The sequence below is a fragment of the Curtobacterium sp. SGAir0471 genome (assembly GCF_005490985.1).
In the GTDB taxonomy this organism is placed as follows: Bacteria; Actinomycetota; Actinomycetes; order Actinomycetales; family Microbacteriaceae; genus Curtobacterium.
The window spans coordinates 2,589,122-2,606,460 of the sequence record NZ_CP027869.1; the positions used below are offsets into that span (position 1 = coordinate 2,589,122).

The 17,339-nt window shown below is 72.0% G+C and carries 17 protein-coding genes; 11 read left to right on the forward strand and 6 right to left on the reverse strand.

All coding sequences use genetic code 11. The annotated features are described in order from the left end of the window. The first annotated feature begins 92 nt into the window (after window positions 1-92). Genes C1N91_RS12050 through C1N91_RS12060 form a run of 3 tightly spaced genes read left to right on the forward strand, consistent with a single transcriptional unit; the run spans window position 93 to window position 2,975 of the window. On the forward strand, window positions 93-1,160 hold the full coding sequence (locus C1N91_RS12050) for a LolA family protein (protein WP_137767897.1): 1,068 nt from the start codon (window positions 93-95) through the stop codon (window positions 1,158-1,160). Next, window positions 1,160-2,146: an ABC transporter ATP-binding protein gene (locus tag C1N91_RS12055; RefSeq protein ID WP_137767898.1), complete on the forward strand. Its 987-nt coding sequence runs from the start codon at window positions 1,160-1,162 to the stop codon at window positions 2,144-2,146. Before C1N91_RS12050 ends, C1N91_RS12055 begins: the two co-directional genes overlap by 1 nt. Beyond that, the gene (locus C1N91_RS12060) at window positions 2,133-2,975 is read left to right on the forward strand and encodes an ABC transporter permease (RefSeq protein WP_137767899.1); all 843 of its coding nucleotides are present in this window, start codon (window positions 2,133-2,135) and stop codon (window positions 2,973-2,975) included. The genes C1N91_RS12055 and C1N91_RS12060 overlap by 14 nt, the downstream gene beginning before the upstream one ends. Window positions 2,976-3,045: 70 nt before the next feature. On the opposite strand, the gene C1N91_RS12065 is transcribed toward C1N91_RS12060, so the two are convergent. Together C1N91_RS12065 and C1N91_RS12070 are read right to left on the reverse strand one after the other, a co-directional pair. After that, window positions 3,046-4,107, reverse strand: a complete 1,062-nt coding sequence (locus C1N91_RS12065; RefSeq protein ID WP_137767900.1) for an NADP-dependent oxidoreductase — start codon at window positions 4,105-4,107, stop codon at window positions 3,046-3,048. Between the two features lie 316 nt (window positions 4,108-4,423). Then, a complete protein-coding gene (locus C1N91_RS12070; protein ID WP_137767901.1) occupies window positions 4,424-5,344 on the reverse strand; it encodes a metallophosphoesterase in 921 nt (306 codons plus the stop codon). Between the two features lie 59 nt (window positions 5,345-5,403). Between C1N91_RS12070 and C1N91_RS12075 the strand changes: the two genes are divergently transcribed. Beyond that, window positions 5,404-6,414, forward strand: coding sequence for a threonine aldolase family protein (locus C1N91_RS12075; protein ID WP_137767902.1), 1,011 nt, complete (start codon window positions 5,404-5,406; stop codon window positions 6,412-6,414). A 256-nt stretch (window positions 6,415-6,670) separates the two neighbouring features. Here C1N91_RS12075 and C1N91_RS12080 read toward each other — a convergent pair whose 3' ends face one another. Together C1N91_RS12080 and C1N91_RS12085 are read right to left on the reverse strand one after the other, a co-directional pair. Beyond that, complete coding sequence (locus C1N91_RS12080; RefSeq protein ID WP_137767903.1) at window positions 6,671-7,207, reverse strand: hypothetical protein; 537 nt, start codon at window positions 7,205-7,207, stop codon at window positions 6,671-6,673. 33 nt (window positions 7,208-7,240) lie between these two features. Then, the gene (locus C1N91_RS12085; protein ID WP_137767904.1) at window positions 7,241-8,440 is read right to left on the reverse strand and encodes an ROK family protein; all 1,200 of its coding nucleotides are present in this window, start codon (window positions 8,438-8,440) and stop codon (window positions 7,241-7,243) included. Between the two features lie 134 nt (window positions 8,441-8,574). On the opposite strand from C1N91_RS12085, the gene C1N91_RS12090 reads away from it, so the two are divergent. From C1N91_RS12090 to C1N91_RS12115, 7 genes are all read left to right on the forward strand, one after another. Continuing rightward, window positions 8,575-9,549, forward strand: a complete 975-nt coding sequence (locus tag C1N91_RS12090; RefSeq protein ID WP_368074195.1) for an ABC transporter substrate-binding protein — start codon at window positions 8,575-8,577, stop codon at window positions 9,547-9,549. 54 nt (window positions 9,550-9,603) lie between these two features. After that, window positions 9,604-9,873 (forward strand): hypothetical protein, encoded by a 270-nt coding sequence (locus tag C1N91_RS17230; protein ID WP_368074196.1) that lies wholly within the window; start codon window positions 9,604-9,606, stop codon window positions 9,871-9,873. Between the two features lie 10 nt (window positions 9,874-9,883). Then, on the forward strand, window positions 9,884-10,834 hold the full coding sequence (locus C1N91_RS12095) for a carbohydrate ABC transporter permease (RefSeq protein WP_137767905.1): 951 nt from the start codon (window positions 9,884-9,886) through the stop codon (window positions 10,832-10,834). Then, a complete protein-coding gene (locus C1N91_RS12100; protein WP_175416009.1) occupies window positions 10,834-11,739 on the forward strand; it encodes a carbohydrate ABC transporter permease in 906 nt (301 codons plus the stop codon). The genes C1N91_RS12095 and C1N91_RS12100 overlap by 1 nt, the downstream gene beginning before the upstream one ends. Window positions 11,740-11,813: 74 nt before the next feature. Next, entirely contained in the window at window positions 11,814-13,484 is a 1,671-nt protein-coding gene (locus C1N91_RS12105; protein ID WP_137768818.1) for a glycoside hydrolase family 13 protein, read from the forward strand. A 237-nt stretch (window positions 13,485-13,721) separates the two neighbouring features. Further along, the gene (locus C1N91_RS12110) at window positions 13,722-14,687 is read left to right on the forward strand and encodes an ABC transporter ATP-binding protein (protein WP_137767906.1); all 966 of its coding nucleotides are present in this window, start codon (window positions 13,722-13,724) and stop codon (window positions 14,685-14,687) included. Then, window positions 14,684-15,910: an ABC transporter permease gene (locus tag C1N91_RS12115; protein WP_137767907.1), complete on the forward strand. Its 1,227-nt coding sequence runs from the start codon at window positions 14,684-14,686 to the stop codon at window positions 15,908-15,910. Before C1N91_RS12110 ends, C1N91_RS12115 begins: the two co-directional genes overlap by 4 nt. Before the next feature lie 4 nt (window positions 15,911-15,914). Here C1N91_RS12115 and C1N91_RS12120 read toward each other — a convergent pair whose 3' ends face one another. Together C1N91_RS12120 and pnuC are read right to left on the reverse strand one after the other, a co-directional pair. Then, entirely contained in the window at window positions 15,915-16,547 is a 633-nt protein-coding gene (locus C1N91_RS12120) for a TetR/AcrR family transcriptional regulator (protein ID WP_137767908.1), read from the reverse strand. Window positions 16,548-16,621: 74 nt separating this feature from the next. Next, window positions 16,622-17,287: a nicotinamide riboside transporter PnuC gene (gene pnuC / locus C1N91_RS12125; RefSeq protein ID WP_137767909.1), complete on the reverse strand. Its 666-nt coding sequence runs from the start codon at window positions 17,285-17,287 to the stop codon at window positions 16,622-16,624. Window positions 17,288-17,339: the final 52 nt, after the last annotated feature.

Here is a 17,339-nt window from a genome sequence, read left to right on the forward strand (position 1 = left end):
GCGCTGTCGGGTGCGCGACGTACGGTTCTCGCGCACCCGACGCGCCACGGTGACGCCGCCCGTGCACCCACCGCACCACCGAAGGGGACCCGATGAAGAAGTCAGCCTGGCTGCCCGCCGCGATCGCTCCGGTCGTCGTGGCCGGAGCGATCGCGGCACCCGTCATCGCGAACGCCGCCGCCGACCCGGTCGCCGGCACGGACCCGAGCGCGGCGGACGTGCTCGCGAGCATCGCTTCTTCGCGGGACGCGCAGTACTCGGGCACGCTCTCGCAGACGAGCGACCTCGGCCTGCCGGAACTCCCCTCGGGCAGCGGTGGGTCCTCGCTCGAGGGCGAGGCGTCCGACGTCCTCGGACTGCTCACCGCGTCGCACACCGCGCGCCTGTACGTCGGCGGGAAGGACGAACAGCGCTTCCAGCTGACGCAGCAGCTCGCCGAGCAGGACGTCGTCCGGAACGGGTCCGACGTGTGGACGTGGGACTCGGAGGAGCGCAAGGCCGTGCACCTCACGCTCCCCGCCGGTTCCGACGGTCCCACGGCCGGCGCGACCACGCCGGCGCAAGCTGCGGAGCGCGCGGTGGCGGCGATCACGCCGAGCACCCGGGTCTCCGCACCGACGATGGTCCGCGTCGCCGGTCACGACGCGTGGCAGGTCACCCTGACGCCGAGGTCCGACGACACGCTGGTCGGCAGCGTCCGGCTGGCGGTGGACCAGCAGACCGGGCTCCCGCTCCGCGTCACGGTGACGGCGGCCGGGCAGGACGACCCGGCGTTCCAGGTCGGCTTCACGAGCCTCGACTACGGCGCACCCGACGCCCGACTGTTCGACTTCACGCCGCCGGCCGGCGCGGACGTCACGACGAAGGACCTCTCCGAGGCGGGTCAGCACCGACCGAGCCAGCACGGGCAGTCACAGGGTGCCGGTGTGCGGCCGACGGTGACCGGGTCCGGCTGGGACAGCATCGTCGAGCTGCCGACCGGTGACTCCGACCGGACGACCCGGGACCCTGACGCATCGGCACTCCTCGACCAGCTGACGAAGCCGGTCGACGGCGGCCGGGCGCTGCAGACGTCGCTCGTCTCGGTGTACCTGACGGACGACGGCCGGGTGCTCGCCGGTGCCGTGCCGGTGTCCGCGCTGGTCGCCGCCGCGAAGTGATGGCAGCACCGCAGCCGGGCGAGGCAGCACGGCAGTCGGCCGACGCGGCGACGGAGCTCGCGGTCCGCACCGAGGGGCTCGTCAAGGTGTTCCGGAAGCAGCGGGCCGTCGACGGGATCGGCCTTGCCGTGCCGCGCGGGTCGGTCTTCGGGTTCCTCGGCCCGAACGGCTCGGGCAAGACCACGACGATCCGCATGCTCCTCGGACTGTCCTCGGCGACGAGTGGCACGATCGAGCTGCTCGGCCAGCCGGTGCCCGGTGCACTGCACGAGGTCCTCCCCCGCGTCGGCGCACTCGTCGAGGGCCCGGCCGCCTACCCGTACCTGTCCGGACGGGCGAACCTGCAGCGGTTCGACGCCGCCGACCCGAGCTCGGACCCGCGCACCCGTCGGGACCGCGTGGCAGCCGCCCTCGATCGCGTGGGGCTCACCCACGCTGCGGACAAGAAGGCACACGCCTACTCGCTCGGCATGAAGCAGCGCCTCGGGCTGGCGAACGCCCTGCTCGCGCCGCGCGAGCTGCTCGTGCTCGACGAACCCACGAACGGCCTCGACCCGCAGGGCACGCGCGAGGTCCGGAACCTCATCCGCTCGCTCGCCGCCGACGGCACCACGGTGTTCGTGTCGAGCCACCTGCTCGCCGAGATCGAGCAGGTCTGCACGCACGCCGCCGTGATGCGGAGCGGACGTCTCGTGGCGCAGGGGTCCCTCGACGACCTGCGCGCCACCGGTGGCCGGACCGTCACCGTGCGGACCCCGGACGTCGGCGAGGCCTCCTCGGTCCTCGTCCGGATCGGGCTCTCCCCCCGACGCGACGCCGGTTCGGACGCCCTCGTCGCGGACCTGCCCGCCGACCTCGAGCCCGAGACCGTGACGGCGGCGCTCGTCCGTGCCGACGTCCGCGTCCGGGGCATCGCGCTCGGTGGTGGCACCCTCGAGGACCTGTTCGTCGCGCTCACCGGGGAGGGCTTCGATGTCGCAGCCTGACACCGCGCGCCGGCCCAGACGACCGTTCGCCCTGCTCGGCTCCGAGCTCGCCCTGGTGTTCCGCCGTCGACGGACCTGGGCGATGCTCGGCGCGCTCGCCCTGGTGCCGGTGCTCATCGCGATCGCCGTCCGCCTGACGACCGACGGCGACCGGGGTGGCCCGGCGTTCCTCGGCGACATCACGAACAACGGCCTCTTCGTCGCCTTCACCGCCCTGACCGTGTCGATCCCGCTGTTCCTGCCGCTCACCGTCGGGGTGGTGTCGGGTGACACCGTCGCGGGCGAGGCGTCCCACGGCACGATCCGCTACCTGCTGGTGGCGCCGACCGGGCGGCTGCGCTTCGTGCTCGTCAAGTACGCGGGCGCCGTGGCGTTCTGCCTGGCCGCGACGCTCCTCGTCGTGCTCGTCGGCGCGGCGGTGGGCGCGATGCTCTTCCCGATCGGGCCGGTCACCCTGTTGTCGGGGACGCAGATCGGTGGCTGGTCGTACGCCGGCCGCGCGGTGCTCCTGGCGCTGTACGTGACCCTGTCGATGCTCGGCCTGGCCGCGATCGGGCTGTTCGCCTCGACGCTGACGACGGTGCCGGTCGGGGCGATGGCCGCGACGGTCGTGCTCGCAGGGGTGTCCCAGGTGCTCGACCAGCTCCCCCAGCTCGACTGGCTGCACCCGTTCCTGTTCTCGCACCGCTGGCTCGGGTTCGGGGACCTGCTCCGCGACCCGATCTCGTTCGACTCGTTCGGGTCGAACGCGGTCCTGCAGCTCGGGTACGTCGCCGTGTTCGGCGCACTGGCGTACGGACGGTTCGCCACCAAGGACGTCCTGAGCTGACCCACCGGCCCCGCGCACGGATCGGGCCCGGCCTCCCGCACGAGACCGGGCCCGATCGGGCGCGGGGGGCTCAGGCCTTCGGGCTCGCCGAACCGCCCGCCATCGTCTCCGTGTCCGCCCCGCGCTGGTCGGCGTACCGGTCGCGCAGGTCGCGGGCCTTCTCCGAGCGGTACCAGTCGAGCCGGGCTCCGGTCTCGACGGTCTGCATGCCGATGACGACCTTGCCGCGGGACCGCATCTCGGCCAGGTCCTCGTAAGCGTCGACGATGTACTCGAACGGGTAGAAGCCCGAGATGAGCACCTGCACGCGACGGTCCTGGACGGCCTTCGCGAGCAGGGTCAGCAGGTCGCGGGCCTCCTCGTCGTCGGCCGGAGCGCGCAGGAACCGGATCTCGACGTCGCGGCGGTGCTCGGAGGTCACGAGGCGCTCGGCCGGCACACCGAGCCGCGCAGCCAGGTCCGCCGCACCGCCACCACCGTGGTTGTCGATGAACGCGGTGATCGGCCGGCCGGCCGCCATCTCGCGGATGCGGTCCTCCTCGCCGTCGCCGTACGCGACGGGCAGGGTGCCGATCTGCCGGAGGTAGTCGTGGTTCCGCGGGCTGCCGAGCGCGATCACGGTCGCACCGGCGTCGTGCGCCAGCTGGCACTCGATGTGTCCGACGCCGCCGGCCGCGGCCGAGATCACGACGGTGTCGTCCGGCCCGAGGCGCAGGTTCCGCACGATGGTCGCGGCGGTCGCGCCGGCCAGGTACAGGCCACCCGCGACCTCCCACCCGACGTGCTCCGGCTTCTTCACCACGGCACCGCGGGGCACGCGGACCCAGGTCGCGTGGGCGCCGCCCTCGGGGGCGTGTCCCATGACCTCGTCGCCGACCTTGAGGTCACGGACCTCGGCGCCGCGAGCGCGGACGATGCCCGCGAAGTCGACGCCCTGGTGCGCCGGGAACTCCAGGTCGATGTGGTCGCGCAGCTTCCCCTCGCGGAGGAACCGCTCGACGTGGTTGAGACCGGCGGCGACGACCTCGACGACGATGTCGCCGGGCCCGGGTTCGGGACGTTCCTGCGGGACGAGGTCGACGACGTCGAACCCGCCGTACCGGTCGTACTGCACGGCACTACCGATGCGCATGGCTGACTCCTTCCGTGGTCATGGCTCCGGTGTACTCGCGCCGGCGGAGCGGTGTCCGTGAGCGAGGGGTACCGGCCGGCGGGCTGCGCGCGGCGGGTCGCGTCGCGTCGCGTCGCGTCGAACCACGGGAGCGACACCGAACCAGCCACGTCGCCTGGTTCGGTGTCGGGAACGTGGTTCGACGGATCGGAGGCGGGCCGTCGTCGGACGGGAGGCGCAGGGCGGGCGGATACCGCGCCTCCCGTCCGTCGGTCGGTGCGTCCTCCGCGCGGTGCGGCCACCGCGACCGTGCGGACCCACGCGGGGTCGCGCGCGATCAGTCCGCGGCGGGTCCCGCCTGCTCCGCGATCCGCGCGACCGTGTCGGCGTCGAGTGCGAAGGCGAGCACGTCGCGGTCCGGATCGGGCACGCGCACCGGGGTCGACCAGACGGAACCATCTGCGGCGACGTCGACGATCAGGGCACCGTGTGCGACGTGCGCCGATTCCTCGTCGTACGGGCCGACCACGTCGGTGTCGTTCGCGACCCCGGGGGCGACGAGCACCGGGACCCCGGCCAGCGACCCGACGGCGTGGTGGTGCTGGTGCCCGCCGAGCACGACCCGGACGTCGGAGCCGTCGAGCAGCTCCACGAGGTCCTCGGGGTCCTGCAGGCGGAGGGCCTCGTGCAGGAGCGTCGGCGACGGCACCGGTGGGTGGTGGAGCACGACGACCGTGCCGTGCGGGACGGGCTCGCCGGTCAACGCCGTGCGGAGCCGGTCGAGCGCGGTCTCGCTGAGCGCCCCGTAGCCCGCGCCGGGGACGCTCGTGTCGACCGTCACGACCCGGAAGCCGGCGACGACCGACTGGCCGCAGACCGGCACGGACGGCGGCGTGTACTCCATGGTGTGCGCGAGCGGGGTACCGCCCTCGCCCAGGACGTGGCCGTTCGCGAGGACCTGGCGGAAGCCCTCGCGGAGGTCGTGGTTGCCGGGCACCAGGACGAGTGCCGCGCCGTGTCGCTCGGCCCAGGCGCCGATGCGCTCGCGGGCGGTGCGGTAGGACTCGGGGCTGCCGTCCTCGGAGACGTCACCGGAGACGACGACCAGGCCGACCCCCGGCACGCCGTCGACGTGCGCCAGCACCGCGTCGAGTGCCGCCGTCGTGTCGACGGATCCCTGGTGCAGGGCACCGTCACCGGTCAGGTGCGTGTCGGAGAGGTGGAGGATGCGGAGGGTCCCGGCTGCTGGCGGCTGCATGCGGCTCACGCTAGCCGCGGTGGTGATCCGGGGTCTGGACGGCGGGTTAGCGTTGCCTGGTGACCGACGCCCCGATCGACCTTCGCTCCGACACCGTCACCCGCCCCACGCCCGCGATGCGCCGCGCGATGGCCGAGGCCGAGGTCGGTGACGACGTCTTCGGCGAGGACCCGGAGACGAACGCCCTCGAGCGCGAGGTCGCCGACCTGCTCGGGCACGAGGCCGGGCTCTTCACCCCGACCGGCTCGATGGCGAACCAGCTCGGCCTGCGGCTGCACGTCGCTCCGGGCGAGGAGCTGCTCGCCGACGTCCGCGCACACGTCGTCCGCGCCGAGCTCGGTGCGGCGGCGGTGTTCTCGGGCATCACGACGCGCACGTGGCCCTCGGAGCGCGGACGACTCGTCGCGACGGCGGTCGCCGAGGTGGCGGAGCCGAACGCCGGGGCCTACAGCGTGTCGACGACGGCGATCGCGGTCGAGAACACGCACAACTTCGGCGGCGGGACCGTGCAGCCGGTCGACGAGGTCCGCGCCGTGCAGGCCTTCGCGCGGGAGCACGGGATCGCGGTGCACCTCGACGGCGCTCGGCTCTGGAACGCGCACGTGGCGTCGGGTGTGGCCCTCCGCGAGCTCGCGGCCGGCTTCGACACCGTGTCGGTCTGCCTGTCGAAGGGGCTCGGCGCGCCGGTGGGGTCGGTGCTCGTCGGCTCCCGCGACCACGTCGACGCGGCGCGGGTCTGGCGGAAGCGGTACGGCGGCGGCATGCGGCAGACCGGCTTCCTCGCCGCCGCGGGCCGGTTCGCGCTCCGGAACCACGTCGACCGCCTCGCCGAGGACCACGCGAACGCCAGGGTGCTCGCGGCGGCGCTCGACGTCGACCCGGAGACGGTCGACACGAACATCGTGTTCGCCGACGTGTCCGACCCGGCGGCGTTCGTGCGCGCTGCCGCCGACCGGGGCGTCCGGGTGATGCAGCTCGGGCCACGCAGTGTCCGGCTCGTGACGCACCTGGACGTCAGCGCCGAGCAGACCACCCGCGCCGCCGAGGTCCTGGCGACGCTCCCGCGCTGAGGATCCACCGCCGCTCGCAGCGGCCTCCGCATACCTGGTCGAACCGGGCGTACCTGGTCGGACCGGGCGTACCTGGTCGAACCGGGCGTACCTGGCCGAACCGGGCGTACCTGGCCGAACCGGGCGTACCTGGTCGAACCGGGCGTACCTGGTCGAACCGGGCATACCTGGTCGGATGGTCCCACCGGGTACGCCCGGATCCACCTTCCATCGCGGGCGTTCTGGGAAGGATCGTCAGCGCAATCCTCGTGGGTGGTCAGGTCGTGCGGTCTGCCTCGCGGCGGTCGAGTTCGTCGAGCAGGGCCGCGGTCGTGCGCAAGAGCCTCGGTGTCTGGACGAGCGCGGCCACGAGGAACCCGGCGAACACCGCCGCGGCGAGCCACCAGAGCGGATCCTGGGTCAGCGCCAACGCCACGTACAGCACCGTCCCGCCACCGAACACCAGGGGTCCGAACCGCTGCTGCCGCAGGGTGACCGCGCGGCGGTGTCCGACCGACCGGCGCCAGGCGACCGTGTCGACGCCCGGTGGCAGGACACCCGTGCGCAGCGCACGACGGAACGAGCGGTCCGCCGACGCAGGCCCGGCGGCTCGTCGCTGGCGGCCGAGCCAGCCGCCGAACAGGACACCGAAGAACAGGCCGCCGACGACGGCTCCGATCGCGAGCTGCGGCCCGCGGAGCTCGGGCTCGACCAGCGGGAGGCCGACGAACCACCCGACGCCGAAGACGAGCCCCGTCACCACCATCGTCAGGATCGTTGCCGGGACCGTCGAGCGGTGGGTCGGGGAGCGCACCGCCCCAGCGTGCCAGGAGGTCCCGAGGGCCGCTCAGACAGCGATCGACGAGCGCACCGCGGGGAGCGGGAACGCCAGGGGGTCGGCGTGCACGAGGTCGAGCGCGCGGGCGACGGCTCCGAGCACGACGACGTCACCACCGAGGCGGGACGCCACGACCTCGGGTGTCGGGTCGTACTCCCCCGTCGCCAGGTGTTCGCGCGCCCGCTCGATCACCGGCGCTGCGGCGTCCGCGATCGCTCCGGCGACGACGACGCGGTCGATGTCGAGCAGGCTCGCGAGCAGGACGCAGACCCGGGCGAGACGGTCCCCCAGGCGGTCCACGACCTCGAGTGCCACCGGGTCGAGCAGGGCCGCGGCGGCGAACACCGCCTCGGCCCCGGGCTCCTCGTCGCTGCCGAGCAGTGACGACGGGTCGATCCGCCCCTCGGCTCTGGCCTCGCGGACGAGCTCGCGGGCGGTGCGGCCGATGCCGTTCGACGAGGACACCCCGTCGACGAGGTCGAGCACACGGAGCTCGCCCGCGCCGCCCCGGGCACCGCGGAGCAGCACCCCGTCGACGACCAGACCGGCGCCGAAGCGCTCACCGGACAGCAGGGCTGCGAACGAGGCGTCCCCGGAGGACGGCCGTTCGGCCAGCGCGGCGGCGTTCGCGTCGTTCTCCACCACGACGACGCCGTGGGACACCACGTCGGCGAAGCCCGGGTTCATGCTGTCCCAGAACCCGCCGTCCCGGGGCGATGCGCCGAGCGCGTCGACGGGCGCCGGGATGCCGACGACCGTCACGAGCACGCGGACCGGGTCGACGTCGGCCGCGGCGAGCGCCGCCGCGATCGTCTCGGTCGTCACCCGCAAGCGGACCGGCACGTCGAGGCCGGACTCCCCGAGCGCGCCCTCGGCGCGGGCGAGCACCGCGCCTCGGAGGTCGGCCACGAGCGCCGTGACGCGGTGCTGTCCCGCGTCGACACCGACGACGACCCCGGCGTCCGCGACGAGCTCGTAGCGGCGTGCGGGTCGGCCCTTCCGGTACTCCCCCGCTGCCCGGGCGTCGTCGAGATCACGCAACCAGCCGAGCCGGACGAGTTCCGTGCACGCCGCGAGCACGGTCGAGCGGGTCAGTCCCGTCGCCTCGATCGCCTCGGTCGCGGTGAAGGCGCCGGTCAGCGGGTCGAGGGCGTAGGCCAGGACCGTCTCGGCGCTGGTCGCGCGCGGGGTCACACGGCGCTGTGGCATGCGCCGACCCTACCGCGACGGCAGTTGCTTGCGCGATTAGATTTTCTGGGTAGATTTACTCCAGCGAGCCGACACCGACGCCGGCACGCGGGCCGGAACGGCAGGGACGCCGGGTCCGGACGAACGGAGACGACGTGCAAGCACACGCCACCACCAGGAGCACGGCCGGGGTCACCCGCCGTGGGTTCCTGCTCGGTGCGGGCGGCATCGGCGCGGGGCTGGCACTCGCCGGCTGCGCCCCGCTCGGAGGATCGAGCAGCCGACCCGAGACCATCACCTTCTACGTGTCGAAGCCCGAGGTCATCGGGTACTTCGACGACGTCATCGCGAAGTTCCACGACAGCCAGTCGAAGATCCGGGTCGTCCGCGACTCGACGTCGAACATGTCCGCGAACTTCGTCCGGAACCGCCCGCCGGACCTCGGGTGCCTGAACTACAACTACGCGATGGTGTCCTTCGTCGAGCACGGGGCCCTGACGGACCTGTCCGACATGCCCGAGAAGGACACGATCAACCCCGACCTGTGGCCGCTGATGGAGCAGACCGCGGACTACCCGGGTCGGACGAGCGTCCTGCCCTACTCGGTCACCGCGGCGTCCGTCATCTACGACAAGCAGCTGTTCGCACAGCAGGGCCTCGAGGTCCCGACGACGTGGAGCGCGTTCACCGACGTGTGCGAGCGGCTGACGAAGGCCGGCATCACGCCGATGTACGGCACGTACAAGGACAACTGGACGATCGCCCAGGGCATGTTCGACTACTCGGTCGGCGGCATGCTCGACGTCCCGGCGACCTTCACTGCCCTCGACCGCGAGGGCACGTCGGTCGGCAAGGGGTCCGCCGTCTCGTTCCAGAAGGACTTCGCGGCGCCGGTCGGACGGATGGTCGACCTGCTGCAGTGGCACCAGGAGGGTGCGGCCAGCCGGGGCTACGGCGACGGCAACCTCGCGTTCGCCCAGGGGAAGGCCGCGATGTACCTGCAGGGCCCGTGGGCGCTCGGCGAGATCGCGAAGACGAACCCCGACATGGACCTCGGTACGTTCCCGTTCCCCGCGACCGACGACCCCGCCGACAACAAGGTGCGCGTGAATGTCGACCTCGGGCTCTAGATCCCGGAGGCCTCCCGCAAGCAGGAGGCCGCTCGCGAGTTCCTGTCGTTCCTGATGAGCCCGGCGATCAGCGACCGGTACAACGCCGACAACAACGGCTTCGGTGTCCGGAAGGACTCCCCGCCGGTGTCGAACCCCGCGCTCCGCGGCATGCAGGACTCGTACGACCGCGCCGCCTTCTACCTGGGCGCCTCGCAGCTCATCCCCGCCGAGATCCCGGTGGCGAACTACCTGCAGTCCATCGCCTTCGGCGGTGCGCCCGAACCGCAACTCCGCACCCTCGACGGCGACTGGGCGCGGCTCGCGCTCCGGTCGGCCGCGTAAGGAGACGACCTTGGCCACCACGACCACCGAATCGATCACGACGGCGGACCGCCGCCGACGGGGCGGAGTCGCACCGCGCCTCCAGGCCGGCAGCCGCGGACGCGGCAAGCGCGTCGACCCGCTCTTCCTCGTGTTCCTCGTCCCCACGCTCGTGCTCTTCACGCTCGCGATCACGCTCCCCGCCGTGATGGGCATCGTGCTGAGCTTCACGAACTCCGTCGGCTTCGGCGAGTTCCGGTTCACCGGCCTGACGAACTACGTCGCGGTGTTCTCCGACCCCGCGATCCTGCAGGCGTACCTGTTCACGATCGGCTTCTCGCTCGTCACCGTGCTCCTCGTGAACGCCGTCGCGTTCCTGCTCGCGATCGCGCTGACCTCGAAGATCCGCGGCAAGATCGCGCTCCGCGCCGTGTTCGTCCTGCCGATGGTGATCTCCGGCATCGTCATCGCGTACGTGTTCTCGTTCCTCTTCGCGAACAGCCTGCCGGCGTTCGCGACCGCGCTCGGCTTCGCCCCGCTCGAGCAGAGCATCCTGGCGAATCCCGACCTGGCGTGGGTCGCGGTCGTGATCGTGACCGCGTGGCAGGCGATCCCGTCGACGCTCCTCATCTACATCGCCGGCGTCCTGTCGATCCCCGGCGAGGTGTACGAGGCCGCGTCGCTCGACGGCGCCAGTGCGTGGCGGCAGCTCGTCTCGATCACCGCACCGCTGACTGCGGGCTACATCCTCATCAACCTGGTCATCGGGTTCAAGAACTTCCTGAACTCGTACGACATCATCGTCGGCCTGACCGACGGCGGCCCGGGCACGTCGACCACGTCGGTCGCGATGTCGATCTTCAAGGGCTTCAGCGGCGGCGACTACGCGTACCAGATGGCGAACGCGACGATCTTCTTCGTGATCGCCGTGGTCATCGCCGTGATCCAGCTGCGGGCGACCCGCGGGAAGGCAGCGCTCTGATGACCATGCAAGCACCCCTCCGCCCGGGCACGACGGCCACCGGCAGCATCCGGTCGGTCGACGCCGACCGCACCGCCGGACGTCGCGGCGAGCGCTTCAACTGGCCGGTCACGATCGTGCTCGCGCTGTGCACGCTGTGCGTCCTCGTCCCGCTGTACGTCACCGTGACGATGGCGTTCAAGACGACCTCGCAGGCCGTCGACGGCAACGCGTTCTCGCTGCCGGCACCGTTCAGCGTCGACGGGTTCGTGCAGGCCTGGGAGCTCACGGACTTCCCGCGCGCCTTCGGCGTCTCCGTGCTCATCGCGGCCATCACCGTCGCCGGGACGATCCTGCTCGCCTCGTTCACCGCGTACGCGATCGCCCGGAACTGGGAGCGCCGGTTCTTCCGCTGGTCGTTCTTCTACCTGCTCGCCGCGATGTTCCTGCCGTTCCCGGTGCTCGCGCTGTCGCAGGTCAAGCTCACCGGGCTCGCCGGGCTGGACAACCCGATCGGCGTCGCGATCCTGCACGTCATGTTCCAGCTGTCGTTCAGCGTGCTGCTCTTCACCGCGTTCCTGCGGTCGATCCCGGCCGAGCTGGAGGAGAGTGCACGCATCGACGGTGCGAGCACGGGGCAGGTGTTCTGGCGACTGGTGTTCCCGCTCCTTGCACCGATGAGCGCCACCGTCGGCATCTTCGCGTTCCTCGCGTCCTGGAACGACTTCGTGATGCCGTCGCTGATCACCTCCGACCCGGCACTGCAGACCCTGCCGGTGCTGCAGCAGATGTTCCAGACGCAGTTCAGCAACAACTACAACGTGTCGTTCGCCTCGTACCTGATGGCGATGGCCCCGGCGATCATCGTCTACCTCGTCACCCAGCGATGGGTGATGGCGGGCGTGACGCAGGGCGCGATCAAGTGAGCGCCGAGACCACGCACGCGGCCGCGGCCGCGACGCCCGACACGACGACCACCACCGAGAGGACCCTCACCACCATGACCGACGTGCTCGACCCGGCCGTCCAGCCCGCTGCCTCCACCGACGCCGAGACCTGGTGGCGACAGGCGAGCGTCTACCAGGTGTACCCGCGCTCGTTCGCCGACGCGGACGGCGACGGCATCGGCGACCTGCGCGGGGTCACCTCGCGTGTGGCGTACCTCGCCTCGCTCGGCATCGAGGCCGTCTGGCTCAGCCCCTTCTACCCGTCCGCCCTGGCCGACGGCGGCTACGACGTCGACGACTACCGTGACGTCGACCCGCGCCTGGGCACCCTCGCCGACTTCGACGAGATGGTGGACGCGCTGCACGGCGCCGGCATCCGGGTGATCGTCGACATCGTCCCGAACCACACGAGCGACCGGCACGAGTGGTTCCGCGAGGCCCTGGCGTCCCCGAAGGGCAGCCCGGCGCGCGACCGCTACGTGTTCCGCGACGGCACCGGCCCTTCCGGCGAACAGCCCCCGGCCGACTGGGTGTCGATCTTCGGTGGCCCGGCCTGGACCGCCGTGGGTGACGGCCAGTGGTACCTGCACAACTTCGCGAAGGAGCAGCCCGACCTGAACTGGGCGAACCGCGAGGTGCGCGACGACTTCCTCCACACGCTGCGCTTCTGGTCCGACCGCGGGGTCGACGGCTTCCGCATCGACGTCGCGCACGGACTGGCGAAGGACCTGCCCGAGGGCGAGCTGCCGACGTGGGCCGAGGTCCTCGCCGCGCCGAAGGACGGGTCGCACATCCTGTGGGACCGCGACGACGTGCACGGGATCTACGCCGAGTGGCGGACGGTGTTCGAGGAGTACTCCCCGGCCCGCACCGCCGTCGCCGAGGCGTGGGTCGCCGCCGACCGTCGTGCGCGGTACGCCAGCGCCGAGGGACTCGGGCAGGCGTTCAACTTCGACCTGCTCGAGGCCGACTTCGACGCCCAGCAGTTCCGCACGATCATCGAGTTCAACCTCGGCCTCGCCGAGCAGTCCGGCTCGTCGACGACGTGGGTGTTCTCGAACCACGACGTCGTCCGGCACGCCACCCGGTACGCGCTCCCCGCCCGCAACGGCGACGAGCAGAAGCAGGGCGCCGCGTGGCTGCTCGCCGGCGGCGACCAGGCCGTGCTCGACCGTGCGCTCGGCCTCCGACGTGCTCGGGCTGCGACGCTCCTCGAGCTCGCGCTGCCCGGGTCGGCGTACCTGTACCAGGGCGAGGAGCTCGGGCTGCACGAAGTCGGCGACATCCCGGACGCCGACCGCCAGGACCCGGCGTTCTTCCGGAACCCCGGTGTCGACGTCGGCCGTGACGGCTGCCGCGTCCCGATCCCGTGGACCAGGAGCGGCGAGAGCTTCGGCTTCGGCGAGGGCGGCTCGCACCTGCCGCAGCCGGCGTGGTTCGCCGACGTCTCGGTCGAGGCCGAGGACGCCGACCCCGACTCGACGCTGAACCTGTACCGGAAGGCCCTGGGCCTGCGTGGTCAACTGCAGACCGAGGAGCACCTCGAGTGGCTGGAGACCGGCCGCGACGACGTGCTCGCGTTCCGTCGGCCGAACGGCTGGACGAGCGTCACGGTGTTCGGCGACGAGCCGTACGCACTCCCCTCCGGCGAGCTGCTGCTCGCCTCCGCGCCGGTGGCAGACGGCGCACTGTCGGGTGTCGGGACCGCCTGGTTGCGTTCCTGACGGAACCGGGTGACGGACGGGAGGCTCGGTGCGGGCAGGCACCGCGCCTCCCGTCCGTCGTGTGGTCCCGTCACTCGCCGCTCGTCGCTCGCCGGGCGGGAACGGGCGTACCGGGCGGGAACGGGCGTACCTGGTCGGATGAATCCACCAGGTACGCCCGTTCTCGCTTCCCACCGCACGTGCGATGGGAAGGAACGGGCGAGCGGAACTCGCGGCGTCCCTCGGTAGGGTCGGCGCATGAGCGGTGCGGCCATCAGCGTGCGGGACTTCGTCATGCGGTTCGGCGACCGGGACGTCGTCGACGGGCTGTCCTTCGACGTCGCCCCCGGCGAGACGTTCGGGCTGCTCGGCAGCAACGGCTCCGGCAAGACGACCACGATCCGTGCGCTCCTCGGCATCACGACACCGACCTCCGGCACACTGCACGTCGACGGCGCACCGTACCGTCCTGCAACCGGCGGCATCGGCTACCTGCCCGAGGAACGCGGGCTCTACCGCAAGGAGTCCGTGCTCGACGTGATGACCTACTTCGGCATGCTCCGCGGGCTGCGCCGACCCGAGGCAACCGCGTGGAGCACCGAGTACCTGGCGCGCGTCGGACTCGCGGACCGCGCGAAGCTCCGGGTCGACAAGCTGTCCGGCGGGCAGCAGCAGAAGGTGCAGCTCGGGATCACGATCATGGACCGCCCGCGCCTGCTCATCCTCGACGAACCGACGAAGGGTCTCGACCCGGTGAACCGCCGGCTGCTGCTCGACCTGGTGGACGAGCGTCGGGCGGACGGCGCGACCGTGGTCCTCGTGACGCACCACATGGACGAGGTCGAACGGCTCTGCGACCGGATCCTGCTGCTCAAGGACGGGCGGGCGGCCGCGTACGGCAGCATCCCCGACGTGCAGGACGCCTTCGGCGGCGCCGTCGCCCGGGTGCAGCTCACCGGGACGGTCCCCCGCTCCCCGCTCTACCGGCTCGCCCGGCACGAGGGGCACGTCGCGCACCTGGTGCCCACCGAGGCAGCCGCGGTCGACGGGTCGGACATCCTGGCCGCGCTGGTGGCCGCTGGCGCGCACGTCACCGCGTTCGAGATGCGCCGCATCCCGCTCGACGAGATCTTCGTCCAGGTCTACGGCCACGACGCCGACGAGGACCGGTCCGCGGACGGCCGCAACGCGGTCCGGGGCACCGCGAACGGGGCAGCGGCGTGAGCCGGCTCGGGACGGTCGTCCGCTTCGAGTTCGTCCGCGCGGTCAAGAAGCCCGCGTTCTGGATCGGGACGCTCGCACTGCCGATCGTCGTCGTCCTCGTCTCGGTGCTCGTCGGCATCGGGCAGGCTGCTGGCTCCGACTCGATCTCGTCGAGCTCGTCGGCGACGAAGACCACGTTCCGGTACGTCGACCACTCCGGCCTGGTGTCGGCATCGGTGGCTGCCCGGTCGGGTGGGACCCCGTCGACGGACCCGGCCGCCGACCGCGCCGCCGTCCGTGCCGGGACGCTCGCTCTGTTCGTCGAGTTCCCGGCGAAGCCGTCGGCCGAACCGATCCGGCTCGACGCGGCCGACCGCGGGCTGTTCGAGAACGGCGGCTACTCGACACTCGCCGAGGGCGTGCTCGAGCGGAGCGTCGCGGACTCGGTCGGCGACGACGAGGCGGTCGCGCTCCTCCGCGCACCGCCGTCCACCGACCTGACGACCTACGCGGACGGCCGGATCGCGCCGGGCTGGTTGTCGATCGTGCCGCCCCTGCTGTTCCCCCTCGCGTTCTTCGGGATCGTGATCCTGCTCGCGACCCGGATGGTGACGGTCGTGGTCGAGGAGAAGGAGAACCGGATCTCCGAGATGATCCTGACGACCGTGACGGCGGGCGACCTGATCCGGGGCAAGGTGCTCGCCATGCTGCTCGTCGGGCTCGTGCAGGTCGGGGTCGTCGTCGTGCCGGGGCTCGCGGTGGCGCTGGCAGCACTGCCCCTGGTCGCGTCGCGGCTCGGCGGCCTGACGGTGGACCCGTGGCGGATGGTCGTCGGCGCCCTGCTGCTGATCGGAGGCGTCCTGCTCGCCTGCGGGCTCTTCGTCGCCGTCGGCGCTGCCGTGCCCTCGATCAAGGACGCCTCGACGCTGCAGTCCGCCGCGATCTTCGCCCTGATCATCCCGCTCTACGCGGCGTTCTTCGTGATGACGACGCCCTCGTCACCGGTCGCGGCGTTCTTCACGTGGTTCCCGACCTTCACGCCGATCACGGCCATGGTGCGGAACGCGGTCGGCTCACTGTCCGTCGTCGAGTCGGTCGTGAGCATCGTCGAGGTGTTCGTCGTCGCCGCGCTGCTGCTCTGGTTCGCCGAGTACCTGTTCCGTCACTCGGTCGCGCAGTACGGGTCGAAGGTCACGCTGCAGCAGATCGCGGGCTGGCGGAAGGGGCGACCCCGGACACGCTGAACCGCTAGCCGCGGACGAGCGCTGCGTCGAGGTCCCAGGCCACGGGCTCGGGTTCACGCCACCCGTGCCGGAGCGTGTGCACGGCACGGTCGTACTCGACCAGGACGTCCAGGTACGGACGGACGACCATCTGCACCTGCAGCCCCTCGTAGACGGCGAGCAGCTGCGTCGCCGCCTGGTGCGCGGGGATGCCGATGATCTCCGTGCCCGCGTCGACGTCGCGCTGCAGCCCGACGGTCAGCTCCTCGACGTACTCCTCGAACCGCTTCCGGAAGAAACCGGCGAAGTCGCGTTCCGAGGCGGCGAGGGGCAGGACGCCGGCGAGCAGCCGGACGAGCCCGGGGTCGGCGACGTCCTCGGCGAGGGTCGTCCGCACGTGGTCGAGGGTGCACCGGGGCACGGAGGAACGACGGGAGCCTCGGAGCTGCAGCCAGCGGTCGTAGACCACCAGCAGCAGGCCGTCCCAGGTCGGGAAGAGCCGGTCGACGGCGGCGCGGTCCACGCCGCAGGTCTCGGCGATCGTCGCCGCGTCGACGTCGTGGAAGGGGTGCAACCGGTAGGCGCGGATCGCTCCGCGCACGATCCGCTCGGCCAGCGTCGCGTCGTCGTCGACGCGCGCGCCGTGCATGTCTGCCATCCCGACATCCCACCGCACCGGGGCCCTGTGTGTCTCCACCCAGTGCGGGGGTCAGGCGACACCTGTCGAGCGGGTCAGCCCACCGTCACCGGCGCGGCCGAGGGCTTCCGCCCCTGCTGCATCCAGACGAAGAACCCGGTCAGGGTGAAGACGCCGTAGAAGACGTACATCAGGCCGGATGCGTAGTACCCGGCCGAGAAGAGCAGCGGCACGCCGACCAGGTCGACGGCGACCCAGATCAGCCAGAACTCGACCCACCCCTTGGCCATGCCGTAGGTCGCCAGCACCGACCCGACGAAGATCCAGGCATCGCTCCACACCGGCTCGTACGAGCCGAGGGCGCGGAACACCGGGGTCAGGACGGCGGTGCCGCCCACCAGCGCGAGCACGAGCAGGCCACGGGTCGGCCAGGAGGCCCACCGCGGCTCGACGACGGTCGTCGCCTCGTCCGCGCGGTGCGTCCACCGGTACCACCCGTAGACGCTGACCGCGATGAACATGACCTGTCGGCCGGCCTGGCCGAGCAGGTTCACCGGGTTCGGGGTGCCGAAGAGCGCCCCCATGAAGACCGTGAAGAGCAGGGCGTTGCCGAGGATCCCCACCGGCCATGCCCAGACCCGGCGGCGCATCCCGCCGAGCGCACTGAGCAGTCCGAACAGGTTGCCGATCACCTCGCGCCAGAGCACGGTCTGGTCGCCGATGACGAGCTGCGCGTCGAACAGCCACCGCACGATGCCCATGGGCCCTCCTCGTTCCGAGACCGTGCAACCGTACGGGCAGCGGGCGCATTCC